Origin of the sequence: Mycobacterium numidiamassiliense (assembly GCF_900157365.1) — a bacterium.
In the GTDB taxonomy this organism is placed as follows: Bacteria; Actinomycetota; Actinomycetes; order Mycobacteriales; family Mycobacteriaceae; genus Mycobacterium; species Mycobacterium numidiamassiliense.
Genome location: NZ_FUEZ01000004.1, coordinates 3898172 through 3924935 on the forward strand (window position 1 = coordinate 3898172; position 26764 = coordinate 3924935).

Below are 26764 nucleotides of genomic sequence, written 5' to 3' on the forward strand. Positions count from 1 at the left end.
GGCTTCGGCTCTTTGTCAGGATCCGTGCTTGTCACCGGCGGGGCAGGATTCATCGGATCCGCGCTCGCGCGGCGTCTGGTCACCGTCGGCTACGAGGTCGCGGTGATGGACGTGCTCCATCCGCAGGTGCACACCGGACATCAAGCGATCGACCTGCCGCCATCCGTGCGCTTGCTCACCGGCGATGTCACTCACGCGCCCGATTGGGATGCTGTGCTTCGGTTGTGCCGCCCGTCCCAGATCGTCCACTTGGCGGCCGAGACGGGTACGGCACAGTCGTTGTCCGAAGCGACCCGCCACGCCTCGGTGAATGTCGTGGGAACGACTCAGCTTCTCGACTCCTTGAGCCGCGCAGCGCATGTGCCTGATCAGCTTGTCCTGGCTTCGTCGAGGGCCGTCTACGGCGAGGGCGCTTGGCAATCGGGTTCACACATTTTCTATCCGCAGCCTCGCAGTCACGCTCAGCTGGTGGCCGGCATATGGGATCCGCAAGGACCGGGGCACGATGCAGCAGCCCCGCTTTCGAGCTGCGCGGGCCGGACGGAACCGCGGCCCATCAACATCTACGCCGCGACCAAACTCGCCCAGGAGCACCTGCTGGCCGCCTGGGCCACCGCGCACGACACCAATCTCAGCGTGTTGCGGCTGCAGAATGTGTACGGACCGGGGCAGTCGCTGACCAATTCGTACACCGGAATCGTGGCCCTCTTCGCGCGCTTGGCACGCGAACAGCGCTCGTTGGAAGTCTATGAGGACGGCCGAATCGTTCGCGATTTCGTCTACATCGACGATGTCGTCGAGGCGCTGTTCGCGGCGATAGAGCGGCCCGCGGTTCAGTCACGCTGCCTTGACATCGGGTCGGGCACCCCGACGACCATCCACGAGCTGGCTCTCCAGGTGGCCGGCATCTGTGCTGCCCCTGAACCTATCGTCGTGGGGAAGTTCCGAGACGGGGATGTCCGCGCCGCGATGTGCGCCATCGAACCGGCGAAAAACCAGCTCGCCTGGTGTCCGCGGTGGGCACTCGAAGAAGGCCTGCGCCGTCTGTTGGACTGGATCAGCGAGCAAGCCGAATTACGTTCCGCAACAGCCGAACACGCCGCGCCGATGAAGCTGGGACCACGATGAAATTCGCCTTGGCGAGCTACGGAACTCGTGGCGACATCGAGCCGACGGTTGCCGTAGGTCGAGAACTGGAACGCCGCGGGCATGAGGTCCGCCTGGCCGTCTCGCCCGATCTGGTTGGCTTCGTGGAGTCGGCAGGGCTCAAGGCGATCGCGTACGGGCCGGACACCCAGGAATGGGTGGACAAGTACCGCGACTTCTTCAAGTCCATTTTGCTCAACATTTGGAAACCCCGGGATCTGATCGAGCTGCTGGCCCCCAAGGCCGAAACCTGGGTTGAGATGAGCACCAAGCTGATGTCGTTGGCCGAAGGCGCGGACCTGCTGTACACGGGCCTGAATTTCGAACAGCCGGCAGCCAATGTCGCTGAGTACTATGGCATTCCGTTGGCCACGCTGCACTACTACCCCATGCGACCCAACGGCCAAATGGTTCCGACTGTGCCGCCCCCGGTGGGTCGCGCCGCCATGCGCGTGTTCGACTGGCTGTTCTGGCGCCTGCACAAGAAGCTTGACGACGCGCAGCGTCGTGAACTGGGCCTGCGCAAAGCAACCGGCCCCTCGCCACGGCGGATCACCGAACTCGGGTCGCTCGAAATACAGGCCTACGACGAGGTGTGCTTCCCCGGCCTGTCAGCGGAATGGGCGAAGTCGACTGGACGACGGCCCTTCGTCGGCACGCTGACCATCGAGTTCACTACAGACGCCGATGACGAGATTGCGTCCTGGATCGCCGACGGAAAACCGCCTATTTACTTCGGGTTTGGCAGCGTGCCCGTCGAGTCCGTTGCCGGCATGGTCGAGATGATCGGTGCGGCGTGCGCGCAGTTGGGTGAGCGGGCGTTGATTCGCACCGGCGGTACCGACCTCGACGACGTTCCAAAGTTTGACCACGTCAAAGTGGTGGACGCAGTGAATTACGCAGCGACGTTCCCTGCCTGCCGCGCAGTCGTGCACCACGGCGGCTCCGGCACCACCGCCGCGAGCCTGCGCGCCGGCGTTCCCGCGTTGATCCTCTGGACCATGGGCGACCAGCCCATCTGGGGAGCGCAGATCAAGCGATTGAAAGTCGGTACGGCTCGGCGCTTTTCGACTGCCACCACAGAATCGCTGGTTGCGGATCTGCGTCAAATCCTCGCCCCAGATTACGTCGCCCGGGCTCGCGAAATTTCCACTCGGATGACCCAACCGGAAGTCAGCGTCGCCACCGCAGCCGATCTCCTGGAAGCCACGGCTCGCAACAAAGCCCGTTGCTGACTGCGGTCTTACCGATCAGCCAGAGTGTTTCAAGCGGGCGAAATCCTCCATGAGGTCAGCGGTGTTGGCCACGCTCTCAGCGGGTTTCGTCATATGGGTTGCGACCTCTCTTGCCCGGACCGCATATTCCGGGGCAAGGATCTGGCGCAAATCGGAAACCAGCGAATCCGTGGTGGTCGCCGAAAAACGTCGAGTGGTACCGACCTTCAGGTGTTTGATGCGGGTACCCCAGATCGTCTGAACCAGGTCCATGGAAAGGATCAGTGTGGGAACGCCGGCGCGCAGGCTCGCGGCCGTGGTGCCCGCACCACCATGGTGGACGACCGCGCGGCAGACGGGAAAGGTTGCGGCGTAGCTCACCGCACGCACGATCTTGACGTGATCGGCCAATGCCGCGTCACCGAAGTCGCTCCAACCCGCACAAATTAACGCCCGCTCGCCCAGCCGCGCGCAGGCTGAACTGATCATCTCGAGTGTCTCCAATGGCGATTCGACTGGCATGCTGCCAAATCCGAAACATATCGGGGGTTTTCCCGCAGCGATCCAGGACGCCACCTCATCATCGGCGTCCGTGGTCAACTCCATGGTCAACGTCCCGACAAATGGTCTCAAACCATCCCATTTCGCCCACTCGTCTGCGAGCCCGGGAAAGCAAAGCTCGTCGTAGCCTTGAATTTCCAGGGACCCACGTTCGGTGATCCTGCGCAGCGCCGGGCTGGTTGCCTTCGGTAGGCCCAGTTCACGGCGCTGAGTGTCCTCGGCTTTTTTGTTCATGCGCCAGCCCGCCCACTCCATCACTGTCATCACGGAGCGCCCCACGGGTGGCGGCAGGATCGGCAGCAGGTGACCGTTGGCTCGTACCGGGACGTAATGCAGTGTGGCCAAGGGAATGTCGAAATACTCTGCGACATTCGCGGCCGTCTCCATAAAACTCTGGCCGGTGAGCAGCAGGTCAGCTCCGTCGGCTAGCGACGTCAGCGCCGTGGTCATCTCTTCCCAGCATCGGATGACGGTCTCCCAGATCTCGCCCCACAATTTGATCAGATATGGGATCCGCCAAAAGCTGCCAAAAAACGAAGTCCAGAAGGTGCGGTACGTGTCTAGCCACACCTGAGTATCGGGGCCGTAAGGCACGGCCCCGAGTCCAACCGACTCGACAAAACCAACCAGATCGGGCGGGACAGCCAGGCTCACTTCGTGCCCTCGGCGCAGCAACTCACGGCCAACAGCGACGGTAGGCTCGATATCGCCGCGGGTTCCGTAGCTTGCCAGGGCAAATTTCATCGCTGTCCAAGCCTTTCAGTTGTCATGCAGGTAGGCAACCTAACCGGCATTATTGCTGGTTCGTCGGCTATTGGCTGGCATTCACTCCCCCTTGATCGCGATACCCCCGGGGCAGCTGTCCACCCAGCGAGCTAAGGCCCATGTCGTGGTATAGCTCGTGACGAAGGTCACCTTACGGCTGTCCCCGGGGGGGGCTACCGCCGAGGGTTCGGATTGATACGCCTCGACACACCCCGCAGGGACCCTGATAACAGAGACAGCGTCAACAAATCAACTAAGGGGCTGGTGTGGCACCTGAGGTCTCACGTAGAGTTTCGCGCAGAATCTAGGTGAGGACATATACGTATGGCATTCGGCGGACTCGGGGTTAAAGTTAGGGCTTTGTTGCGGCCTTCGGAATTGCACGAGAACCCGGCGCGAGAGCCGTCATCCGTTTCTCTCGACGATATGAAAAAGATCGAGCACGACATTATTCGCTTCCTTTTGCCGCGAGGACGCCTCCTGACGGAAGGTTCGAGTTCGCGGGAGGAGATGCTATGTCTAGCAACCGCCGTGCAGCGCACAAATGCGCGCCTAGTGGGAGAGATTGGTTTCAACGTCGGATTCTCGAGCCATGCCTTTCTCACCGCGGGCCCCGAGACCCACGTCGTTTCCTTTGACCTTGGCGAGCATGGTGGCACTAAGGTGGGGAAACGCCTCGTCGACAAGAGGTATCCGGCCAGGCACACCCTGATATACGGCGATTCACTCAAGACCGTTCCGGAATTCAAACGCAACAACCCGGATTTGCGCTTCGATCTCGTCTTCATAGACGGCGGTCATGAATACGAGGTGGCCAAAGCGGACATCGTGAATATGAAGGCCCTGTGCTCCGAGAAGACGGTGGTGGTTATCGATGACCTCACCCCTTGGCATAGTTGGGGCGAAGGTCCTACACAAGCTTGGACAGAAGCAATTCAAGAGGGAATCATCGTGCAGGATGCGTTGTACATAGACGGTAAGCCCGCCGACGCAATCAAGCCGCCTGGGAAAAGATGTTGGGCATTGGGGCGGTATATCTTCAGCGATTCTCTGGATTAGTCAGACGGCGCGGCCCGAGCGGGCGAAACCTTCCACCAGGTCGGCCGTATTGGACACGCTTTCCGCGGGCTTGCTCATGTGAGTGGCGATCTCGCGTGCTCGGTCTGCGTACTCCGGGTCGAGTATCTGGCGCAGATCAGCGGCCAGCGATTCCTCGGTGGTGGTGGAAAAGCGCCGGGTGGTGCCCACCTTCAATCGTTTGACCGCAGCGCCCCAAATCGGCTGATCACCCAGCATGGAGAGGACCAGGGTCGGAACTCCGGCGCGCAAGCTTGCGGCCGTGGTGCCCGCGCCTCCGTGATGGACGACAGCGCGACAGGTGGGAAAGATCGCCGCGTGGTTCACCGCGCCCACGACCTTGACCGTGTCGCACTGCGCGACATCGCCGAAATCACTCCATCCGGCGCAGATCAACGCGCGCTCGCCCAACTGCTCGCACGCGGCGCTGATCATGGCCACTGTCTCGGCCGCAGACTTGACCGGCATGCTGCCAAAGCCGAAGTAAATCGGTGGTGTGCCTGCGGCGATCCAGGACGCCACCTCGTCGTCGGCATCCGTGGGGAACTCCATGGTCAGTCCACCGACGAAGGGCCGCCGGTCACCCCACTTCGACCATTCGTCGGCTAGCCCGGGGAAGCAAAACTCTTCGTAAGCCTGGATCTCCAGCGATCCGCGTTGGGCGATCCGCCGCGACGAGGGGCTCGTTGCCTTCGTCAGGCCTAGTTCACGACGCTGCGCGTCTTCAACCCGCTTGAGCAGCCGCCACTGCACCCAGTCGAGAACCGCCATCGCCGAGCGCCCCAATCGGGCCGGCAGGGGCCGCGCGAGCTGTCCGTTGGGCCGGGCGGGGAAGTAATGCAGCGTAACCATCGGAAGGTCGCGATACTCGGCAACATTGGCGGCCGGCTCCTGGTAGCCGGCACCGGTGAGTAGCAGGTCGGCCCCCTCTGACGCCGACATCAGCGTCACATTCACCGTTTCCCAGCACTCGACGGCCAACTCCCAAACTTCGCGCACCAACCTGATCGGTTCCCAGATCTTCCAGAAGCTGCGAAGGAAGGCGGTCCAGAAGTTGCGATGCGCGTCGAGCCACGCGTGGGTGTCCTGCCCGTACCCGACGGCCGTAAGGCCGACCGACTCGACAAAGCCAACAAGGTCAGGCGGGACGGCCATGCATACGTCGTGGCCTCTGCGAATCAGTTCGCGGCCGAGAGCGATACCGGGCTCGATGTCGCCGCGAGTTCCATAACTCGCAAGCACGAATTTCATCGCAAATCCCACCCTTTCCCTCGCCGTCGACCCCAGCCGAATTATGTACCGTTTGTGAGGTCACGATGGGGCATTCGCAATTTGACTTCGACCAATATTCGCCGCTCGTTACAGGCGTTGCCAGTCACCTAACTGGTGGTCACTAGTCAGCAAACACTTATACGGCGCTATGCATGGAGAATAACGCGCAGGCAAAGGCGAGTCCACGCAAAATTGGCGTGGGCGTAAACGGCGGGAGTTGAGCGTCTTTACCGCTGCCAAGCCCGTTCTGGGCAGGTCGCGAACTTCTCCACGAGGTCGGCCGCATTGGACACACTTTCGGCGGGCTTGGTCATCCGCGTGGCGATCTCACGGGCACGGGAGACGTACTGCGGGGCGAGGACCCGGTGCAGGTCAGCGACAAGGGTGTCCTGCGTCGTGCCCGAGAAGCGACGAGCGGTGCCCACCTTCAGTCGCTTGACCCGCACTCCCCAATACGTCTGGTCGGGGCCCGTCGAGAGGACCAGGGTGGGCACTCCAGCACGCATACTCGCGGCCGTGGTGCCCGCACCACCGTGGTGAACCACCGCTCGGCAGAGGGGGAAGATCGCCGCATAATTCACCGCGCCCACCACTTTGACGTGGTCGGGGATCGACACACCGCTGAAGTCGGTCCCGCCGGCGCAAATCAATCCACGCTCACCCAACCGCGCGCAGGCCGCACTGATCATGTCAACCGTTTCAGCGGCAGACTCGACCGCGATGCTGCCAAAGCCAAAGCAAATCGGCGGGGTACCCGCGGCAATCCAAGACGCCACCACATCGTCGGCATCCGTCGTCAGTTCCATTGTCAGCGCGCCGATAAATGGTCGCTGGCCATTCCATCTGGCCCATTCAGAAGCCAGCCCAGGAAAGCAGACCTCGTCGTACGCCTGGATCTCCAGCGACCCACGTTCGGCGATCCGGGTCGGCGAGGGACTCGTTGCCTTCGGCAGGCCGAGTTCACGGCGCTGATCATCCTCGGCCTTCTTGTTCATCCGCCAGAACACCCAGTCCAAGGCTGTCATCGCGGAGCGAACCACGGTCGACGGCAGGGCGGGAACGAGCTGCCCGTTGGGTCGCACCGGGAAGTTGTGCAACGTGGCCAACGGAATGTCGTAGTACTCAGCAACGTTGGCGGCGGGCTCCTGGAAGCTCTGGCTGGCGATCAGCAAGTCGGCCCCGTCTGCCAGTGCCGTCGCCGTCGTACTCATCTCCGCCCAGCACTGGGCAACGGGCTCCCAATATTCGCGCCACAATCCGACCAACTCCTGGACCTTCCAGAAATTGCCGAAAAATGACGTCCAGAAGTTGCGATACCTTTCCAACCAGGCCTCGGTGTCCAGCCCATAGGTGACAGTTGTGAGCCCTGCCGCCTCGCTGAAGCCGACCAGATCGGGTGGGACACCCATGCGCACTTCATGCCCACGGCGCTGTAGCTCCCGGCCGACAGCGACGGACGGCTCGATATCGCCACGCGTTCCATAGCACGTCAGGGCAAATCTCATTTGCCGATCCTGGCCTTTCAGCTCTCGGGCACATAGGCGGCGTCGTCAACGACCGCGGCTATTATCCCTACTTCGTAAAAGTTGCGGGCGACTTTGCGCGCATCCGTCTACGCGGAAACATTATTGAATTCGGATAGATGAATGGCGCTAATGCGCTGGACAAACCGAACACCGCCTTGGAGCTCGGTCATCAAACCATCACCCTTTCCAGTCTGGCTTGCGGACAACCGTTTTCAGGTTCCGGTGACAAACCTCACAGGTAGGCCCCGCTCCTTCGGCTGGGGCACCAAACCCAGTTCAGCCCGCAACGGCTCCGGGCTCGCGGAACGCCGCCCCGTATTCGGACACCGGCCGGAAGCCACGTTTGCGGGCTCTCATGACGCCCACGCGGAGCAGGTTGCCCAAGGTGGCCACGCCGGAATGGTCGAGCACCAGGAACGGCGACAACAGTCGGTTGTGCACGAACGCGAATGCCAGGCCGCTCGCGGGGTCCGCCCAGCCGAACGAACCGCCCATCCCCACGTGACCGAAGCCCGGCACGACATTGCCGAACGGCACGCTGTGATAGCCGAGGTGGAAGGACAGCGGCACAAAAATGTTGCGGTCCCTCTTCATGCTGCGGCGTCCGGTCAGGCCGGCCACGATGTCCTGCGACAAGAACCGGGTGCCGCCGATCTCACCACCATTGGCGATCGCGCCATACATTCGCGCCAGAGCACGTGCCGTACCGACGCCGTTGGCCGCCGGCATCTCAGCGTCCAGCAACGGGATATCGCCCTGCACGGCGGCCATGACGCCCCGGAAGTACAGAGAACGGAATCCAGGAGACAGCTCGGTCGCGACCTTGGTTGCGACCGAGCCGATGATCGGGTTGCCGATGATGCTCTGCGGCATGATGATCTCGGCAACCCGGGTCGGGACCCCAGCGGGCGGCCGGCCCAGGTGCAGGCCGTCCGTACCGAGCGGTTCGGCCAGCTCCTCGCGAATCAGCTGACGCATGCCCTTTCCGGTCACGGCCCGGGCCAGCCCCGACATCAGCCAGCCAAAAGTCAGTGCATGGTAGGCCGGTTTGCCCAGCAATCGTCCCGGAGGTGCCGCCGCCAGCCGTTCTTCCATCGCGATGTGATCGAGCAAGTCTTCCTTGGTCGCACCACGCAGGCCTGAGAGTCCGGCCCGGTGCCTCATCACGTCACGCACGGTCAACGCCGATTTCCCGTTGGCCGCGAACTCCGGCCAGTACTCGGCGACCGGCGCCTCGTAGTCGATCAGCCCGCGGTCGACGAGCCGGTGGATGACCGTGGCGGCCATCCCCTTGGTTGCCGAGAAGACCATCGGCGCACGATCCGCGGTCCACGGCACCTCGCCCGCCCGGTCCGACCAGCCCGTCCAGACGTCCACAACGGGTTGCCCGTCGAGATAGACCGCCAGCGCCCCGCCGCCGAAGCGGCGGCCCGGGAAGAGGCTGGAAAATCCACGAACGACGCAAGAGAAATTCGGGTCCGCCGCGCCGAACACACGATGGCCTGCGTCAGGGGCATCGTGGGAGGGAACTGCGCGATGATCGACCCCAGTGTCTATCGTCACGATCTTAAATTTACTTGCATTTCACACGGCCCAAGTGCAGAACTTTAGAAATTGACCGTTCCGTTAGCGAGACGCCGCGTCCAGTATTTGCTGGGCCGCGAGTGCAGGAGTCAGCTCCCCCGCTTTGACCTGACTCTCCACATCGGCGCGGATCTTGCGCACGGCCGGGTTGGACAACACCCGGTCCAACACGGTGTCGCGGACCATCTGCCAAGTCCAGTCGACCTGCTGGGCACGTCGCCGCGCTTCGAACTCCCCGGCCTCGGTCAACACCTTGCGGTGACGTTCGACGGTTTCCCACAACTCCGTCAGCCCCGTGCCTTCGGCAGCGCTCATCGTGAGAACCGGTGGCCTCCAAATGGTTTCGCGTGGATAGATCAACCTGAGCGCCGAGGTGAGGTCCCGCGCGGCAGATTGCGCGTCGGCCAGATGCTTGCCGTCGGCCTTGTTCACCACCACGATGTCGGCCAGCTCCAGCACGCCCTTCTTGATGCCCTGTAGCTGATCGCCGGTCCGCGCCAGGGTCAGCAAAATGAAGGTGTCGACCATGTTGGCAACGGCCACCTCGGACTGCCCGACCCCGACCGTTTCGATGAGGATCACGTCGAATCCGGCGGCCTCCAGCAGGACGACACTCTCCCGGGTGGCCTTTGCTACGCCGCCCAGAGTCCCCGATGTGGGTGACGGGCGGATGTAGGCGTCGGGGTGCACCGCCAGGCGCGCCATCCGGGTCTTGTCACCCAGAATCGACCCACCGGTACGGGTGGACGACGGGTCGACGGCCAGCACCGCCACCCGATGCCCCTGCTCGATCAGCTGCATGCCGAGCGACTCGATGGTGGTGGACTTTCCGACCCCCGGGACGCCGGTGATGCCCACCCGATGGGCGTTGCCCGCGTCGGGAAGTAACTCCAGCAGCAACTGCTGTGCCCGCTCGCGATGATCGGCGCGAGTGGACTCCAGCAGGGTGATGGCTCGCGGCAGCGCCGCGCGATCGCCGCTGCGGATGGCCTTGGCGAGAGTGTCGACCGTGTCGTTGTTGCCGGCTGTCATCCGGTCCGCCGGCGGCATGAGGGATAGGACGTTTTGCCCGCCTCTAAGCGACAATCGGGCCGCCAAGGGCCGCGGAAGCGGCGATACCGTTCGCGTTGTCGCTCAGAGGCGGGCAAAGTCACTGTCCTCCGGGACGGAAACCAATGTGTCAGCTGTGACCATCTGCGATGCGCCTAGCTCAGGTCGTAACCCAGCCGCTCGGCAAGCTTGTTCAGCAGGCCGATGGCGGCGTCGGCGATCACCGTCCCGGGCGGGAAGATGGCGGCGGCCCCGGCCTTGTAAAGCTCGTCGAAGTCGCCGGGCGGGATCACGCCGCCGACCACGATCATGATGTCCGGGCGGCCCACCGCGGCCATCGCGTCACGCAGCGCCGGAACCAACGTCAGGTGCCCGGCGGCCAGGGAGGACACGCCGACGACGTGCACGTCGTTGTCGGCGGCCTGGCGGGCCACCTCCTCGGGCGTGGAGAACAGCGATCCGACGTCGACGTCGAACCCGATGTCGGCGAACGCCGTCGCGATCACCTTCTGCCCGCGGTCGTGGCCGTCCTGGCCCATCTTCGCCACCAGAATCCTTGGGCGGCGGCCGTCGGCCTCGGCGAACTTCTCGACTAACTGGCTGGCGGTTGCCATGTTGTCGGCCTTTCCAGCTTCGTCGCGGTAGACGCCGGCGATGGTGCGGATCTCCGCCTGGTGACGCCCGTAGACCTTCTCCAGCGCATCGGAGATCTCCCCGACGGTGGCCTTGACCCGGGCCGCGTCGATCGCCAGCGCCAGCAGGTTGTTGCCCAGCCCGTCTTCGCCGGCGCGGCCGTGCGCGGCGGCGGCACGACTCAGTTCGGCCAGGGCGGCGTCGACCGCGCCCTGGTCGCGGCTGGCCCGTAGGTCTTTGAGCTTCGCCAGCTGCTCGGCACGTACCCGGCTGTTCTCGACCTTGAGCACCTCGATGTCCTGGTCCTCTTCGACCTGGTACTTGTTGATGCCGACCACCGGCTGGATGCCGGAATCGATACGCGCCTGGGTGCGCGCGGCCGCCTCCTCGATACGCAGCTTGGGAATGCCGTCGTCGATGGCCTGGGCCATGCCGCCGTGCTCGGTGACCTCCGCGATGTGGGCGCGGGCCCGCTGGGCCAGCTGATGAGTCAGCCATTCCACGTAATAGGAGCCGCCCCAGGGGTCGATCGGCCGCGTGGTGCCCGACTCCTGCTGCAACAACAGCTGGGTGTTGCGGGCGATCCGGGCCGAGAAGTCGGTGGGCAACGCCAGCGCCTCATCCAGTGCGTTGGTGTGCAGCGACTGGGTGTGGCCCTGGGTCGCGGCCATCGCCTCGATGCAGGTGCGTGCGACGTTGTTGAAAGCGTCCTGCGCGGTCAGCGACCAACCCGAGGTCTGCGAATGTGTGCGCAGTGAAAGCGATTTCGAGCTCTTCGGGTTGAACTGGGCGACGAGTTCACTCCACAGCAGCCGGCCGGCGCGCAGCTTGGCGACCTCCATGAAGAAGTTCATCCCGATGCCCCAGAAGAAGGACAGCCGGGGCGCGAACTTGTCGATGTCCAAGTCAGCGTCCAGGCCCGCCTTGATGTAGGCGACACCGTCGGCCAGGGTGTAGGCCAACTCCAAATCCGCTGTGGCACCGGCCTCTTGGATGTGATAGCCGGAGATCGAGATGGAGTTGAACTTCGGCATCTTGGCGCTGGTGTAGCCGAAGATGTCGGAGATGATCCGCATCGACGGCTTGGGCGGGTAGATGTAGGTGTTGCGCACCATGAACTCTTTGAGGATGTCGTTCTGGATGGTGCCGGCCAGCTTCTCCGGCGGCACCCCCTGCTCCTCGGCCGCCACCACATACAGCGCCAGGATCGGCAGCACTGCCCCGTTCATCGTCATCGACACCGACACCGTGGACAGGTCGATGCCGTCGAACAGCTGCCGCATGTCGAGAATGGAATCGATTGCGACACCTGCCATTCCGACGTCACCGGCGACGCGCGGATGGTCTGAGTCGTAACCGCGGTGGGTGGCCAGATCGAAGGCGACCGACAGACCCTTCTGACCGGCGGCCAGGTTGCGACGGTAGAACGCGTTGGATTCGGCGGCCGTGGAGAACCCGGCATACTGACGGATTGTCCACGGCTGATTGACATACATCGTCGGATAGGGGCCGCGGACAAAGGGCGGCTCACCCGGAAAACTGTTCAGCGTGTAGCCCTGCGATTCCGCGGCGGCACGGTCGGCGGCGATGTACACCGGTTTGACGTCGATGCCTTCGGGCGTATGCCACTCGAGTTCATCGGGCGTGTACCAGTGCGCTGACGCCGCCGCGGCGACATGGGATTCAACGCCGGCTTCGGTGGCTGGCTGCACCGCACGATCACTGTGCAGCGGGACATCGGAGAAGCTGCCGATCACAGGCGTGGTGGTCGTCATGTGGCTATGCCCCTAACCGGGTCAACAGATTCGAAAGGGCTTCAACCGCATCGATTTTCGCGGTCAGGAACTCGTCGGGCCGGTCCCCGCCGTCCGGCAACGCCTTCTCCGGTCCGGCCAGGTAGACCCACGCCACCCCGGCGCTTCGGGCCGCCTCCACGATGCCGGCGGCCTCGTCGAGGTAGCGCTTGTCGGTGCCGCAGATAACGACCACAACCGGCGACTCCCCCTTGGCGACGTCCGCAACGGCCGCGGCGACACCGGAGGCATCGACTGTGCCCGGATTGACCGCCTCGATGCCGCCCGATGCCAGCAGGTTGGACGCGAAGGTGGTCCGGATGTTGTGCTCGGCCAACGGGCCCAGCGGAAGCAGCAACGCCTGCGGCCGCGACCCGGTGCGGGCTACAAAGACGTCGGAGCGATCACGCAGCCCCTCGAACTGTGCCGCATAGCGCTGCACGTTCCGCTGCGCCTCCGGCAAGGTTGACGAATTCGTTTGCGGCAGAGCAGGTTCACCCAAGTTGGGGAATTCGTTGACGCCGGTGACCGCGGTCCGCCGATGCGCGATGTCGTCGGCGCGGCGCGCGGCCACTTCGGCGATCTGGTCGGCGACGTAGTCGCGGGCGTCGACGAATCCGCCGTGCGCCTCCACATCTTGGAAGTGCTGCCAGGCTTGCTGCGCAAGCCGTTGGGTGAGGTCTTCGACGAACCACGACCCGCCGGCGGGGTCCAGCACCCGGCCAACGTGTGACTCCTCCAGCAAAAGCAGCTGGGTATTGCGGGCGATACGGCGTGCGAAACTTCTAGCCGTGCCGGGATACCCGCCCGGAATGGCGATGTCGAACGGGGACACGAGCACGGTGTCGGCCCCTCCGACACCCGCGCCGAAGGCGGCGAGTGTGCAGCGCAGCATGTTCACCCACGGGTCGCGCTGGGTCATCATCGGCAGTGACGTCTCGGCGTGCACCACGGCCGCGCCGCCGTCGGGGTCACCGACCACCTCGGCGACCCGTGCCCATAGCTGACGCACCGCCCGCATCTTGGCGAGCGTCATGAATTGGTCGTCGTCCGCGGCCAGCCGGAAGCTGATTTGGCCCAACGCCTCACTGACCGACAAGCCCGATCCGGTGAGCACCCGCAGATAAGCCACCGCGGTCGCGATGCTGGCGGCCAGCTCCCACGTCGCGTTGGCCCCCAGGTTGTGGAACGCCGGCCCGTCGACAGTGATCGACCGCACCCCGTGATCGGCGGCCACGCGCGCAGCCACGGCGACGACCTGCTCGACCGTCGGAGCCGGACGACCGCTCAGCGGCGCGGTCAGCGGATCGCCACCCAGGTCGATTGACAGCAGCGCGCGTTGGTCGGCCTCCACCTCGGCAGCCAGCGACAGCATGGCGGCGGACGCAGTCGGGTAGTCGGCGCCGGCGTCGAGGATTACCGGCGCCATGCTCAGGTGGACACCGGCGAGCACGTCGGGGAGATCCCCGGGCGCCGTCCCCGGCGCCCCCAGCCGAATCAGCAGCGCACTCACGCCATCGCCCAGAGCGCTGAGCACCGCCGAATTGGTGTCGGCTGGTGTTACCCCGGCGGCCGGGAAAGCCTCGACGACCTTCCAGCCGGACTTGACGTCACGCAGGGCGTCGCCGCCGCGCAGATAAGGCCACTCGCCCGGCAACGGCGGCTCCGGCAACTCGTCGAAGGCGGTGTAGAGGGGCCGGATGACAAACCCGTCATAGGTCGCGGCATCCAGCAGCTCTTCGGGTTGGTCTCCCAACTCAGCAGGGTCTTTGCGGGTGCTCTTGGAAAGAACACCGGCGACCGCACTGCGCCAGCGCCCGCGAACCTGTTCTAGGTCGGCAAGCTCGGGTACGTCAATGGACACCGACTGCTCCTGTTTTCGCAGCACCTGGCGATGCTGCTATCCGGTTGATTCGGGATTGGAACTTACTAATGAGGCTAATTGATCGCACCCGCTGCGAAAAAATGACGACACCCGAACATCGGGGCCCGTCCGGATCGAAACGCCAACGACGGGCAACGGTTTATTCATAGCGGCCCCGTAGTCTTAAACCTCGTGACGGGTCCCGCCACCGCCAAAACCACCAACACGCTGCGTAGTCTCGCGCGCGCGTTGCGGACAACCGCACGCCGGCTGTCGCGCCCGCGGGCGATGGTTGCAGTGCTCGGCATCACACTCTTTGTTGCGGCCGCCATATGGTTTCCGCTGCCCAGCGCGGTGCAGCTGCGCGACTGGGCACACTCGGTCGGCCCATGGTTTCCGTTCGCATTCCTGCTCGCACATATCTTCATCACGATCTTTCCCATCCCCCGTACCCCGTTCACCCTGGCCGCCGGACTGCTGTTCGGCCCGGTTTTGGGGGTGGCTATCGCGGTGACCGCCAGCACCGTCAGCGCGATACTCGCCGCAGTGCTGGTGCGCACCGCTGGCTGGCAGCTGAATCGACTAGCCAACCATCAGTCAGTCCAACGGGTGGACCGGCAACTGCGCGAGCGGGGCTGGGTGGCGTTCCTGTCGCTGCGGTTGATCCCCGTGCTGCCCTTCTCGGCGCTCAACTACGCCGCCGGGGCATCGGCTGTCGGCATCCTGCCCTTCGCGCTGACCACCGTCGCCGGCCTGCTGCCCGGCACCGCTGCGCTGGTACTCCTCTGCGACGCGCTGACCGGCCATCCCAGCCCGACATTGGTCGCGGTGTCGGTGTGTACAAGCCTCCTGGGCCTGACGGGGTTGTTCTTCGAGGTTCGCAACTACCGGCGGCATAAGCACAGCTCATCGCGGCCCAACGAGCCCGCTTCGGAGCCGGCGACCGTCGGCTGACAGACCCACTCTTGAGTGCACGGCCCGTTGCCTGAAAGATCAAGTAAATGGTGCGGGTCTGCGCGTTGGTGTTTACCGACGGCGGCCTGCACCTCGCGGGGCTTCGCACGGTGCTGCTCCTGTTGGGAGCCATGGCGTCGGTGACCGTCGCCGCCATGTCACTGGTACTCAATCGCATCAAGCATTCGGGCCAGCCCAGGCAAGTCCCGGCGAGCGTCCTACCCAAACCGTCACGGCCACCCAGATTGCGTGGCGAAGGAGTGACGATCACCGCACTGATCAGCGCGGGCGTGTTCGTGGTGGCCATTTGGGTGCCGCCCAAGGACTCCGATCCTTTGCAGGACCTCACCCCGCAGCCCGTCCTATCACCGATCGCCCTACCCTCGGCAAGCGCGATCGGCCCCGGAGCGGGCATTTACGTCGAATATGCCAGCGGGTCCAGTGGAATGGGCTGCACAGCTGGCTTTTTGGTGCGCACCAGCACCGGCCAGCCCGGGTTTTTGACCGCCGGCCACTGCAATCGGCCCGGCAATCCGAGCAGGGTGACGATGAACCTGGGCGGCATCCTGCCCTACGCGATGCTGGGCAGGTTCAGCCGGACTATCAATGAGGGGTCCGGCGATGACCAACACGACATCGGCCTGATCATGCTCGACGGCGAGTCTGTCCCGCAGACTTCGGCGATCGCGGCTTCGCTGCCGGTTTCTGGCGTGGCGACCGACCTGTGGGTCGGACAGCAGCTGTGCAAGTACGGCATGACCACCGGCCACGAAGAGTGCGGCCAAGTCCTCGACATCACCGGCAGCAAGGTCGTGTTCGCCGCGGCCGGCCAATGCGGTGATTCCGGCGGGCCGGTCTACGCCGTCCAAAGCGACGGCACTGCCAGCGCGGTGGGAATCGACATACGCGGTGGCAATCCGCTCAATCCCAGAGCGGGCTGCTCGGCCCCGGCGAAATTTTCGGTCGCGGAGCTCGTCCAGCCATGGCTGAAAACGTGGAACCTCACCGTCGTCACCAACGAGGCCGCGGAGCCACGCTGATTAACGTTGGCGCGCTGCATCTTCCGTGATGATGCGCCATCAAACGTCGATAAAAACGTGGGGAGCCACATGAGCACCGAGGACACGCACACCGGCGCACGGCGCCATTCCATCGGTCTGGTGGTCGGCGCCGGGCTGCTGGGCGTGGTAATCGGCGCGATCGTCGCCTTTGCCATCACCGGCTTGGTCTTCACAGTCCGTGTCGAACTGCCTCCGCCGCCATACCCGCCACAGTTGTCGTCGGTGCCGACACCCGGGGGGTACCCGGTGCCGTCGCCCGCGTCGACCGCGAGCGCGCCCGCGTCGACGCCCGGGGGATTGCCGCTGCCGCCGCCCCCGCACTCCTGAGAACGTCGGGCCGGCCTAGGTCTGGTCCGGGCCCTTCGCCGTCATCGCGGCGACAAGGACCAGGAAAATCACCGCCGGAAGGCTGTTGACAACCTTGTCTCGCACCCGGATGTGCGCACCCACGGCCAGCACGAAGTACAGCGTCAGCATCGCCGTCGTCAGCCTCGCCAGGCCGGGAAACCGGGTGACCGACGCCAGGCCGACCGCGGCGGCAGCCTTGACGACCGGGAACACCGGGCGAATCTCTTCCGGAACTCCGACGTCATCCAGAACTTTCTTGACGGGAGCCACTTGGACTCCGGCCGCCACCGCGTCGACCGCGTGGAATGCGGCAAGCGCGGCATAGGTCTTCGGTGAACCCAGAACGCTCATGCCCAAACCCTATCGGGTCAACTCGGGCGGTGTCCCCGACCCGTCCACCGGCTGGCGCGCTATCGCCTCGGCCTTGGCCACCGCTTGGGCGATGGCCGGGTCGGTCTCGGTGTTGAACCAATCGGCGACATCGGGGTCGTCGCCGTCGGTCGCGTGCTTGGTTGCCTCGTCGACCGGAGACGGCTCGAACCGGAACACGCCGTCCTCGCCGGGCGTGCCCAGCAGTCTGCTGAACCCCTGCAGGGCGGCGCTGAAGTCGCTGGGCACCACCCACACCTTGTTGGCGTCACCGCGCGCCATCTGCGGCAGCGTCTGCAGGTATTGGTAGGCCAGCATCTCCGGGGTGGGCCTGCCGGCTTTGATCGCGGCGAACGTCTTCTCGATCGCCTTGGCCTCCCCCTGCGCTCGCAGATAGGCCGCCGCGCGCTCACCCTGGGCGCGCAGCATGCGGGACTGTCGGTCGGCCTCGGCGGCCAGGATCACGGCCTGCTTGGCGCCCTCGGCGGCCAGGATCTGAGCCTGCTTGGCACCCTCGGCCTGTGTGATCGCGGCCTGCCGGTTACCTTCGGCGGTCAGGATCATCGCCCGCTTCTCGCGGTCGGCCTTCATCTGCTTCTCCATCGACGCCTGGATCGACGGCGGCGGGTCGATGCTGCGCAGTTCCACCCGCGCGACCCGCAGCCCCCAACGGCCGGTCGCCTCGTCGAGCACGCCACGCAGCTGGCCGTTGATCTGGTCGCGGGAAGTCAGCGTCTGCTCGAGCGTCATGCCACCGACGACATTGCGCAGCGTGGTCGTGGTGAGCTGCTCGACACCGACGATGTAGTTGCTGATTTCGTACACCGCGGCCTGGGGAACGGTCACCTGGAAGTAGACGACGGTGTCGATGTTCAACGTCAGGTTGTCCTCGGTAATCACCGGCTGCGGCGGGAACGACACCACCCGCTCGCGCAAGTCGACGCGCGCCCGCACCCGGTCGATGAAGGGCACCAATAACGTCAGCTGACCGCTGACCGTGCGGCTGTAGCGACCCAGCCGCTCGATCACCGCGGCCTCGGCCTGTGGGATCAACGCGACCGATTTGGCCACCACAATGACGGCAACTATCACCAGGACGGCGAGCAACACCAATCCCGCAAACGCACCTTCCACCGGAATTCCTTTCTCTCGCAGCGTCTTCGCAGCGTCTTTGCCGATCGGCTAGGTGTGGCGGAACACCACCGCCGTAGCGCCGTCGATGTGCAGGACGGTCACCGACTCGCCCGGCTCGTAGACATCACCGTCGTTGAAGGGACGCGCTGTCCACACCTGGCCTTCGAGCTTCACCTGACCGCCGTCGCGGGCGACCCGATCGAGCACCACGGCGCTTTTGCCCTCCAGCGCCTTGATGCCCAGCTGCAGGCCGCCGGCCGGGGTCAGCCGCCGCCGCACCGCCGGCCGCACCAGCGTCACCAGCGTCACCGACACGATCAGGAACACCGCCCCGTCCGCCCACACCGGCCAACCCACCAGCCAGCTGGTTAGCGATGCGGCCAGGGCGCCACCGCCGAGCATTAGCAAGAACATATCGCCGGTGAGGGCCTCCGCACCGACAAGCACCAGCGCGAATATTAGCCAAATCACACCGGCCGGCATGCGGCCAGAATACGCGTGATCCGCCTTTGCCGGACCGAACAACTACACTGCGATCTCATGTGGTGTCCCAGTGTCTCGCTCTCCCTGTGGGCCAATGCCTGGCTCGCGGGTAAAGCCGCGCCCGACGACGTCTTGGACGCGTTATCTCTTTGGGCACCAAAGCAATCGGTTACCGCGTATGATGCGGTCGCCGCGGGCCACACGGGGCTGCCCTGGCCCGACGTGCACGACGCCGGGACGGTCTCGTTGTTGCAGATGCTGCGCGCCGCGGTCGGCCGGCCGGCGGTGCCTGCCGCACCGGGAGTGCCGCGTCAAATGCGCGGCACGATCAACGTGGTGTTGCCGGTGCCCGGTGACGTGCGCGGACTGGCACCCGGAACACAGTTCGGGCGAGACGCCCTGGCCGCGGGCGAGGCGGTGATCATCACCAATCCCGACGACCCCGGCGCGGCGGTCGGCTTGGTGCCGGAGTTCTCCTATGCCGGCGAGGAAACCGACGACGAGCCCGATGACGCTGAACTGTGTGCACTGTCGTGGATTGTGTACTCGCTGCCCGGGGCGCCCGTTGTCGATCATCAGGAACTCGGGGATGCCGAATACGCATTGCGTGCGGCGGTGCGCTCGGCCGCCGACGCGCTGGGGACCATCGGACTGGAATCCGCAGCCGACGTTGACGATCCGCGTGGACTTGTCGAGCAGTTACTGGAATCCACACGGCAACATCGAATTCCCGACCATGCGCCGACCCGCGCGCTGCGGGTACTGGAAAACGCCGCGCATGTCGACGCGATCATCGCAGTCAGCGCCGGGCTGAGCCGATTGCCCGACTCCGACCACTTCGGCGCCCGCGTGGCCGCCGTACTGGAGCCGGTTGCGACGCAGTCGTCGTCGCAGGCTCAAATCGCCAGTGACGCACTGCGGCCGCTGAACGGCGTCGTGCGTTCCGCCCGCATGGCTGCGGTCACCGCGATCATGAACTCGGCCTGGAACGACTAATCGGCTGCGGCTAATCCGCCGCGGCGGCGGCCGCGCAATGCGGCGGACGGCACGGCGCAGCGTTGACGCTGGCGAGGCAACCCGGCACCTGGTCGCGACCAGTCACCCGCGCTGGTGGCCGGCCGTAGCGGAGTTCGTCGATCAAATCCGCCGCCAGCTGGGCGAATCGCCGATCGGCGTTGGGCGTAGCGACACGGGCGAATGCCATGCCGGCTGCCTCGACAAGGTCGCGCAACTCGTTGTCCAGATCCCACACCACCTCGATGTGATCGGCGACAAAGCCGATGGGACAGACGATGACGGCTTTGGTGCCAGCGGCGGCCACGCTCCTCAACTGGTCGTCGACGTCGGGCTGCAGCCAGGGCACCTGCGGCGGACCGGATCGCGATTGCCAGGCCAGGTCATAGTCGACATATCCTGCAGCGGCCGCGACAAGCCTTGTGGCATAGGCGACTTGGCTGCTGTAGAGATGCGGGCCGCAGCGCTGATCGGCGGCCTGGGGAATCGAATGCGCCGTGAAAACCAGCCGGGCCTCGTCCCGCAGCTCGGCCGGCAACGTGTCAGCTGCCGCGGCGATGGCGCCAGCGAACATCTCGACGAACAGCGGATGGTCGAAATAAGTTCGCAGCTTCACCAATTCGGGCGCATCGGACCCGGCGGCCGCGCGCGCCCGGGCGATGTCCTCGACATACTGCGTGCAGCTGGAGTATCCACTCCACGCCGACGTGGTGAACACAGCTGCCCGGCGAATACCGTTGTCGCACATCGTCTTAACGGTGTCCTCGACATACGGTTCCCAGTTGCGATTGCCGAAGTAGACCGGCAGCGGTAGGCCCCGGTCACTCAGTTCGGCGCGCAATTGGATGATCAGGTCGCGGTTGATCCCGTTGATCGGCGACACCCCGCCGAAATGCAGGTAGTGCTCGGCGACGGCGTCGAGGCGCTGCGGCGGTATGTTGCGGCCGCGGGTGACGTTCTCCAGAAAAGGCCGCACCTGCTCGGGACCTTCTGGTCCGCCGAAGGACAGCAGCAGGACGGCATCGAATTCCATTGTTCCCTAAAGTAATTGGGTGCTGGCGCCGCCGTCGGCGTAGATGATGGACCCAGTGGTGGCGGGCAACCACTCGGAGAGCAGGGCGCACACCGTCTTTGCGACCGGCGTGGGGTCCTTCATGTTCCAGCCGATCGGGGCACGCTGGTCCCAGCCCTCCTCGAGCAGCTGCATCTGCGCGCCGGCTTCCTCGCCGAGCGCACCACCGACGATCGCGCTCATCGCGAGCGTCCGGATCGGGCCGGCGGCAACGAGATTCGAGCGCACTCCGGACTTGCCGGCCTCGCGCGCCACGAAACGGTTGACCGACTCCAGCGCGCTCTTGGCGACCGTCATCCAGTTGTACGCCGGCATCGCCCGGGTCGGGTCGAAATCCATACCGACGATGGAGCCACCGGAATTCATAATCGGCAGTAACGCTTTGGCCAGCGAAGCATACGAATACGCCGAGATGTGGATGCCCTTGGCCACATCTTCGTAGGGCGCTTCGAAGAACGGGTTGATGCCCATACCCGTCTGCGGCATGAAGCCGATCGAGTGCACGACGCCGTCGAGCTTGTTGCCCTCGCCGATCTCGGCACTGACCCGATCTGCCAAAGAAGCCAGGTGCTCCTCGTTCTGCACGTCGAGTTCGATCAGTGGGGCCTTCTCCGGCAGCCGATCGGCGATGCGCTGAATCAGCCGCAACCGGTCGAATCCGGTCAACACCAACTGCGCCCCCGCCTGTTGCGCCACCTTGGCGATGTGAAACGCGATCGAGGAGTCGGTGATGATGCCGGTGACCAAGATCCGCTTGCCTTCGAGCAAACCTGCCATTGTGCTGGCTCCTTTTCAGGGAAAGTGCTGATAAGCCAAAGTTGTTGGGTCAGTGACCCATACCCATACCGCCGTCGACCGGGATGACCGCACCGGCGATGTAGCTCGCATCCTCGGACGCCAGGAAGCTGACCACCCCGGCCACCTCCTCGGCGGTGCCGACCCGCTTGGCGGGGATGAACTCCAGCGCCCCGGCCTGGATCCGCTCGTCCAGCGAGCGGGTCATCTCGGTGTCGATGTAGCCGGGGGCCACCACATTCGCGGTCACCCCGGCCTTGGACAGCTCCCGGGAGATCGAGCGCGCCATGCCGATCAGGCCGGCCTTGGAGGCCGCGTAATTGGATTGGTTGCCGATGCCCCAGCTGCCGGAGACCGATCCTACGAAGATCATCCGGCCGAACCGCTTCTTCTGCATGCTGCGCGAGGCGCGCTGGGCCACCCGGAACGCGCCGGTCAGGTTGGCGTCGATGACCTTCTCGAACCTCTCCTCGGTCATCCGGATGAGGAACGCATCTGCGGAGATGCCGGCGTTGGACACCAGCACTTCGACCGCGCCCTGATGCTCTTCGACCTCCGTGAAAGCGCGATCGACGGCTGCGCTGTCCGTGACGTCGCACTCGACCCCGAACAGCCCCTCGGGCGCACCGGATCCGCGGTGCGTCACCGCCACCTTGTGGCCGTCGGCGGCCAGCCGCTGCGCGATCGCCAGACCGATCCCCCGGTTTCCCCCGGTCACCAGGACTGAACGGGATACGAATGCGGGTTTGCCGCCGGCGGTGGCGAGCTCGGTGGCTACTTCGGTCACCTGGCCAACTTATCGTCCCGACGCGGCGGGGCTGCAATCTGCCCCGTTTTGGGCCGCGAACCTGACCTGACTGCGGTTTGCGAGGCACATTTTCGCGGTGCGGTTCGACTCGCACAGCGATGTCAGTGTGACGCAGCAGACTTCGGCCATGACGGACCCTTTCCTGGGCAGTGAGGCCCTAGCCGCCGGAACGCTAACGCCCTATCAATTGCGCAGTCGGTATGTCGCGCTGCACAAAGACGTGTATTTGTCGCGCGACGTCGAGTTGACCGCGCACTTGCGCGCCAAAGCGCTCTGGCTACGCTCGCGCCGCCGTGGGATCCTGGCCGGCTACTCGGCTTCAGCGCTCCACGGCGCCAAATGGATCAACGCAACTCTTCCCGCTGCGATGATTGACACCAACGCGCGCCGCGAGCCCTGCGTGCAAATCTGGGAGGACCGCATCCAGTCCGACGAAATCTGCGTTGTCGACGGCATGCGCGTGACGACACCGAAGCGAACGGCACTCGATCTGGCCAGTCGTTTTCCGCTGGACCCCGCCGTCGCGGCGATCGATGCCCTCGTTCAGGCAACCCATCTGAAAATGGCTGACGCCGAGCAATTGGTCGAGCGTTACCGGGGCCGCCGCGGTATCAAAGCCGCCCGAACCGCGCTCAACCTGGTCGACGGCGGTGCGCAATCGCCCAAGGAAACCTGGCTGCGCCTGCTCTTGATCCGCGCGGGGTTCCCGCGTCCGCAAACCCAGATCGCGGTCCGCAACGAATGGGGCTGGTCAGAAGCCTATTTGGATATGGGATGGGAGGACATCAAGGTCGCGGTCGAGTACGACGGCGAACATCATGCGACCAGTCGCTACCACTATCGGAAGGACATCCGCCGGCACGAAAAAGTGACGCACCGTTACGGATGGATCGTGGTCCGGGTCGTCGCGGAGGACCACCCCGGGGACATCATTTATCGAGTGCGGGAAGCACGAGCGTCGCGAGCCTAACCACACAGTGAAGTTCGCGGCGAAAAATCGCAGCCAGGTCAGGCTCGCGGCAAGCAGCCAGGTCAGGCTCGCGGCGATAGGAACGTCAGGTCAGGCTCGCGGCGATAGGAACGTCAGGTCAGGTCGGCAGCCGTCGGTTGATCAGCAGCGCCGCCAGCGCGGCGACCGCCAACACCAGCGCACCCAGTCGCAGCCAGCCCACGCTGGCGTCACCTTTGATGGTCTCGTAGCCGATCTGCTGTTGCAGCGACGCGTAGACGGCCTTCAGCTCGGCCAGGCTCGCGGCGTTGTAGGCGTTTCCGCCGGAGAGCTGGGCAACCTTGCGCAGCGTCCCGTCGTCGACGGGCACCGGCTGTCGCTGGCCGTTGAGCTCGACGAAGCCGTACGGCGTGCCGAACGAGATGGTCGAGATCGGCACGCCCTGGTCCTTGGCGGTGCGCGCGGCGGTGAACGCGCCCTTGGGGTTGTCCGGGTTGGTCGGCATCGTCTCCTTGCCGTCGGAGAACAACACGATGCGGGCCGGTGGCGGGGAGTCACCGCCTCCGATCACGGCGCCGACCGTCGCGATGGCCTGCAGCGCGGTGAAGATGCCCTCGCCGGTGGCGGTGCGGTCGGCGAACTGCAGCTTGTCCAGCGCGACCTTGGTCGCCTCGCGGTTGGTCGTCGGCGACACCAACACTGACGCGGTCCCGGCGTAAGCGATGAGTCCGAGGTTGATCCCGGGGGTCAGCTCGCCGGCGAACTCCTTGGCGGCCTCCTGCGCGGCCGCCATGCGGTTGGGCGCGACATCGGTGGCCCGCATCGACTGCGACACGTCGATCACCAGCATCACCACCGCGCGATTGCGGGGAATCCGGACGTCGTTGGTCGGCCCCGCCATCGCGATGGTGAACAAGACCAGGGCCGACACCAACAGGATCGCCGGCACGTGTCGCCATCGCGAAGGTCGTTTGGGTGCAACGCTTTCCAGCAGCTCCAGGTTGGCGAATCGCAGCATCCGCCGATGCCGCGTCAACTGCATCAGTACATACAGCGCGGCCAACCCGGCGACGACGAGAAGGAAGAGGAAGAACCAGGCGTGCGCGAAGCCGGACAGCGACATCGCGCCCAGGAACGGCAGTGTCATCGTGGGTCGATCTCCGGATGGATGCCCGCCGGCGTCAAGTGCGCCCGTCCAGGGCCCCGCGGCGGCGAGAGGCCACGAAGCGGACGATGTCGCCGATCCAGTCGCGGTCGGTGCGCAGCGTCAAAACCGGTGCCCCGCAACCGCGAATCGTGCGGGCCACCTCGGCGCGGTGGGCGGCGGCGGCCTTGGCGAAGTCGTCACGCAGGTGCGCGTCGATGGTGAATTCGCGAGTTTTACCGGTTTCCGCGTCCTGCAGGACGACGTCGCCGATATCGGGCAGTTCGACATCGCGCGGATCGAGCACTTCGATCGCCAGCACCTCGTGACGGGCCGCAACGGCGCGCAGCGGGCGCATCCAGTTGATCGGGCCGAGGAAGTCGCTGATGATGACCGCCATTCCGCGGCGGCGTTCGGGGCGGCGCAGCGCATCGATGGCAACCGCCAGGTCACCGCGCACCCCAACCGGCGCCTTGGGCATGGTCGCGATGGTGCGCAGCAAGGTCTGTTGGTGCTGACGACCAGAGCGCGCGGGCACCCGGGTCATCGTCTCGCCGTTGGCAACCAGGGCACCCAGCCGGTTGCCACCACCGCTGTTGAGGTAGGTGATGGCCGCCGCGGCGGCCACTGCCAGGTCGCGCTTCTCACAGAAGGAGGTGCCGAAGTCCAGGCTGGCCGACACGTCGACGACCAGCCAGGTCTCGAGTTCGCGGTCGGCGATCATCTGCCGCACGTGCGGATGGGTGGTCCGCGCGGTGACTGCCCAGTCCATCCGCCGGACGTCGTCACCGGGTTGGTAGAGGCGCGATTCCCCCGGTTCCGAACCCGGTCCCGGGATCAGGCCGAGATGGTCGCCGTGCAGGACACCGTCCAGCTTGCGTTTGACGGTGAGTTCGAGCGTCCGCAGCGCCGCCGACAGCTTCGGGTCATCGATCTCCCCGCGAAGCATCGACGGCGGATGGACGACCGCCGGCGTTTTGGAATCGGTCACCGACCGCTAGCCGCCGCGGCCTGCATCACTGGGGGCACCGAATGGCCTTGCTGGGGCACGGCATTCACCTGCGGCAGGGCAACCGTCTGCAGGACGCGATTGATGACCACCTCCGGGGTGATCTCGTCCGCAAGCGCGTCATAGGTGAGCACCAGCCGGTGCCGCAGCACGTCGGGAATGACTTCGACGACGTCCTGCGGGATCACATAATCGCGACCGCGCACCAGCGCCAGCGAGCGCGACGCCGCGATGATGCCCAGCGAAGCGCGCGGCGATGCGCCGAACGCGATCCAGGTCTTGACGTCATGCATCCCGAGCTGCTCGGGTACGCGGGTGGCGAAGACGACGCGGACCACGTAGTCGACCAGCGCGTGGTGCACGAAGCTGTTGGCCGCGATGCCTTGCAGGCGTACCAAGTCGCCCGGAGCAAGGATCTGCTTGGGCTGCGGCGGCGTGACACCCATCCGGTAGATGATCTCGCGCTCTTCTTCGGGCGAGGGGTAGCCGACGTTGATCTTGAACAGGAAGCGGTCGCGCTGCGCCTCGGGCAGTTGGTAGACACCTTCGTGCTCGATCGGGTTCTGCGTGGCCATCACCAGGAACGGGTTGGGCAGCGGGTATCTCTTGCCGCCGATGGACACCTGACGTTCGGCCATCACCTCGAGCAACGCCGACTGCACCTTCGCGGGCGCTCGGTTGATCTCGTCGGCCAGCAGGAAGTTGGCCACCACCGGACCGAGTTCGGTGTCGAACTCTTCTTTGCCCTGGCGGTAGATCCGGGTCCCGATGATGTCGGTCGGTACCAGGTCCGGAGTGAACTGGATACGCGAGAATGTGCCGCCGACCACCTTCGCGAAGGTCTCCACGGCCAGCGTCTTGGCCACGCCGGGAACACCTTCGAGCAGCACATGCCCCTTCGACAGCAGGCCGACCAGCATCCGTTCCACCAGCTGGTCCTGGCCCACGATGATCCGCTTGACCTCGAATATCGCGCGTTCCAGGGTGTGTACCTCGGCAGCCAACGCGTCGGCGCCACCCAAGGACGCCTCATGGGCTCCGGGGCCAGAGGGCCCACCCGGGCCCGGATAACCGCTGGCGCCCGGGGGCGGCCCACCTGGTGCTGTCATTAACAACCCTCCACAGCTCATTCCGACACG

24 protein-coding genes are annotated in these 26764 nt (G+C 65.1%); 8 read left to right on the forward strand and 16 right to left on the reverse strand.

The window, feature by feature from the left end:
- The first annotated feature begins 24 nt into the window (after positions 1-24).
- Both MNAB215_RS26530 and MNAB215_RS26535 read left to right on the forward strand, forming a co-directional pair.
- Complete coding sequence (locus MNAB215_RS26530; protein WP_077081418.1) at positions 25-1128, forward strand: NAD-dependent epimerase/dehydratase family protein; 1104 nt, start codon at positions 25-27, stop codon at positions 1126-1128.
- Positions 1125-2381, forward strand: a complete 1257-nt coding sequence (locus MNAB215_RS26535) for a glycosyltransferase (protein WP_077081419.1) — start codon at positions 1125-1127, stop codon at positions 2379-2381. Before MNAB215_RS26530 ends, MNAB215_RS26535 begins: the two co-directional genes overlap by 4 nt.
- 15 nt (positions 2382-2396) lie before the next feature.
- Here the strand turns inward: MNAB215_RS26535 and MNAB215_RS26540 are convergent, their stop codons facing one another.
- Positions 2397-3665 carry a glycosyltransferase gene (locus MNAB215_RS26540; RefSeq protein ID WP_077081420.1) on the reverse strand — a complete coding sequence of 423 codons (1269 nt, stop codon included), beginning with the start codon at positions 3663-3665 and terminating at the stop codon, positions 2397-2399.
- Positions 3666-4010: 345 nt separating this feature from the next.
- On the opposite strand from MNAB215_RS26540, the gene MNAB215_RS26545 reads away from it, so the two are divergent.
- Positions 4011-4745, forward strand: coding sequence for a class I SAM-dependent methyltransferase (locus MNAB215_RS26545; RefSeq protein WP_077081421.1), 735 nt, complete (start codon positions 4011-4013; stop codon positions 4743-4745).
- On the opposite strand, the gene MNAB215_RS26550 is transcribed toward MNAB215_RS26545, so the two are convergent.
- The 6 genes from MNAB215_RS26550 to mutA form a co-directional block, all read right to left on the reverse strand.
- The gene (locus MNAB215_RS26550; protein ID WP_077081422.1) at positions 4746-6014 is read right to left on the reverse strand and encodes a glycosyltransferase; all 1269 of its coding nucleotides are present in this window, start codon (positions 6012-6014) and stop codon (positions 4746-4748) included.
- A 248-nt stretch (positions 6015-6262) separates the two neighbouring features.
- Positions 6263-7540 carry a glycosyltransferase gene (locus MNAB215_RS26555; RefSeq protein WP_077081423.1) on the reverse strand — a complete coding sequence of 426 codons (1278 nt, stop codon included), beginning with the start codon at positions 7538-7540 and terminating at the stop codon, positions 6263-6265.
- Between the two features lie 297 nt (positions 7541-7837).
- Complete coding sequence (lipL, locus tag MNAB215_RS26560) at positions 7838-9124, reverse strand: esterase/beta-lactamase LipL (RefSeq protein WP_077081424.1); 1287 nt, start codon at positions 9122-9124, stop codon at positions 7838-7840.
- 63 nt (positions 9125-9187) lie between these two features.
- Complete coding sequence (gene meaB / locus MNAB215_RS26565) at positions 9188-10177, reverse strand: methylmalonyl Co-A mutase-associated GTPase MeaB (protein ID WP_077082364.1); 990 nt, start codon at positions 10175-10177, stop codon at positions 9188-9190.
- 173 nt (positions 10178-10350) lie between these two features.
- On the reverse strand, positions 10351-12603 hold the full coding sequence (gene scpA / locus MNAB215_RS26570) for a methylmalonyl-CoA mutase (RefSeq protein WP_077081425.1): 2253 nt from the start codon (positions 12601-12603) through the stop codon (positions 10351-10353).
- Positions 12604-12607: 4 nt separating this feature from the next.
- Positions 12608-14485, reverse strand: coding sequence for a methylmalonyl-CoA mutase small subunit (gene mutA / locus MNAB215_RS26575; RefSeq protein WP_077082365.1), 1878 nt, complete (start codon positions 14483-14485; stop codon positions 12608-12610).
- Positions 14486-14677: 192 nt separating this feature from the next.
- Here mutA and MNAB215_RS26580 point away from each other — a divergent pair, with 192 nt between their 5' ends.
- From MNAB215_RS26580 to MNAB215_RS26590, 3 genes are all read left to right on the forward strand, one after another.
- Positions 14678-15439: a TVP38/TMEM64 family protein gene (locus MNAB215_RS26580; RefSeq protein WP_077081426.1), complete on the forward strand. Its 762-nt coding sequence runs from the start codon at positions 14678-14680 to the stop codon at positions 15437-15439.
- Positions 15440-15486: 47 nt separating this feature from the next.
- The gene (locus tag MNAB215_RS26585) at positions 15487-16479 is read left to right on the forward strand and encodes a S1 family peptidase (RefSeq protein ID WP_077081427.1); all 993 of its coding nucleotides are present in this window, start codon (positions 15487-15489) and stop codon (positions 16477-16479) included.
- A 69-nt stretch (positions 16480-16548) separates the two neighbouring features.
- Positions 16549-16827 (forward strand): hypothetical protein, encoded by a 279-nt coding sequence (locus MNAB215_RS26590; protein ID WP_077081428.1) that lies wholly within the window; start codon positions 16549-16551, stop codon positions 16825-16827.
- A 15-nt stretch (positions 16828-16842) separates the two neighbouring features.
- Here MNAB215_RS26590 and MNAB215_RS26595 read toward each other — a convergent pair whose 3' ends face one another.
- From MNAB215_RS26595 to MNAB215_RS26605, 3 genes are read right to left on the reverse strand one after another with little or no spacing between them, the layout of a single operon-like run.
- On the reverse strand, positions 16843-17199 hold the full coding sequence (locus MNAB215_RS26595) for a DoxX family protein (RefSeq protein ID WP_077081429.1): 357 nt from the start codon (positions 17197-17199) through the stop codon (positions 16843-16845).
- Between the two features lie 9 nt (positions 17200-17208).
- The gene (locus MNAB215_RS26600) at positions 17209-18351 is read right to left on the reverse strand and encodes an SPFH domain-containing protein (protein ID WP_077081430.1); all 1143 of its coding nucleotides are present in this window, start codon (positions 18349-18351) and stop codon (positions 17209-17211) included.
- Between the two features lie 48 nt (positions 18352-18399).
- Positions 18400-18834 carry an NfeD family protein gene (locus MNAB215_RS26605; RefSeq protein ID WP_077081431.1) on the reverse strand — a complete coding sequence of 145 codons (435 nt, stop codon included), beginning with the start codon at positions 18832-18834 and terminating at the stop codon, positions 18400-18402.
- Between the two features lie 57 nt (positions 18835-18891).
- Here MNAB215_RS26605 and MNAB215_RS26610 point away from each other — a divergent pair, with 57 nt between their 5' ends.
- Positions 18892-19830, forward strand: coding sequence for a hypothetical protein (locus MNAB215_RS26610; protein ID WP_077081432.1), 939 nt, complete (start codon positions 18892-18894; stop codon positions 19828-19830).
- A gap of 10 nt (positions 19831-19840) precedes the next feature.
- Here MNAB215_RS26610 and MNAB215_RS26615 read toward each other — a convergent pair whose 3' ends face one another.
- From MNAB215_RS26615 to fabG1, 3 genes are read right to left on the reverse strand one after another with little or no spacing between them, the layout of a single operon-like run.
- A complete protein-coding gene (locus tag MNAB215_RS26615) occupies positions 19841-20881 on the reverse strand; it encodes a ferrochelatase (RefSeq protein ID WP_077081433.1) in 1041 nt (346 codons plus the stop codon).
- A 6-nt stretch (positions 20882-20887) separates the two neighbouring features.
- Positions 20888-21697 (reverse strand): NADH-dependent enoyl-ACP reductase InhA, encoded by an 810-nt coding sequence (inhA, locus tag MNAB215_RS26620; RefSeq protein ID WP_077081434.1) that lies wholly within the window; start codon positions 21695-21697, stop codon positions 20888-20890.
- 49 nt (positions 21698-21746) lie between these two features.
- Positions 21747-22502: a 3-oxoacyl-ACP reductase FabG1 gene (fabG1, locus tag MNAB215_RS26625; protein WP_077081435.1), complete on the reverse strand. Its 756-nt coding sequence runs from the start codon at positions 22500-22502 to the stop codon at positions 21747-21749.
- 148 nt (positions 22503-22650) lie between these two features.
- Between fabG1 and MNAB215_RS26630 the strand changes: the two genes are divergently transcribed.
- A complete protein-coding gene (locus MNAB215_RS26630) occupies positions 22651-23493 on the forward strand; it encodes a type IV toxin-antitoxin system AbiEi family antitoxin (RefSeq protein WP_077082366.1) in 843 nt (280 codons plus the stop codon).
- Between the two features lie 118 nt (positions 23494-23611).
- On the opposite strand, the gene MNAB215_RS26635 is transcribed toward MNAB215_RS26630, so the two are convergent.
- From MNAB215_RS26635 to moxR1, 3 genes are read right to left on the reverse strand one after another with little or no spacing between them, the layout of a single operon-like run.
- Positions 23612-24619: a VWA domain-containing protein gene (locus MNAB215_RS26635; protein ID WP_077081436.1), complete on the reverse strand. Its 1008-nt coding sequence runs from the start codon at positions 24617-24619 to the stop codon at positions 23612-23614.
- 34 nt (positions 24620-24653) lie between these two features.
- Positions 24654-25607 carry a DUF58 domain-containing protein gene (locus MNAB215_RS26640; protein ID WP_077081437.1) on the reverse strand — a complete coding sequence of 318 codons (954 nt, stop codon included), beginning with the start codon at positions 25605-25607 and terminating at the stop codon, positions 24654-24656.
- A complete protein-coding gene (gene moxR1, locus MNAB215_RS26645; protein ID WP_077081438.1) occupies positions 25604-26734 on the reverse strand; it encodes a chaperone MoxR1 in 1131 nt (376 codons plus the stop codon). The genes MNAB215_RS26640 and moxR1 overlap by 4 nt, the downstream gene beginning before the upstream one ends.
- Positions 26735-26764: the final 30 nt, after the last annotated feature.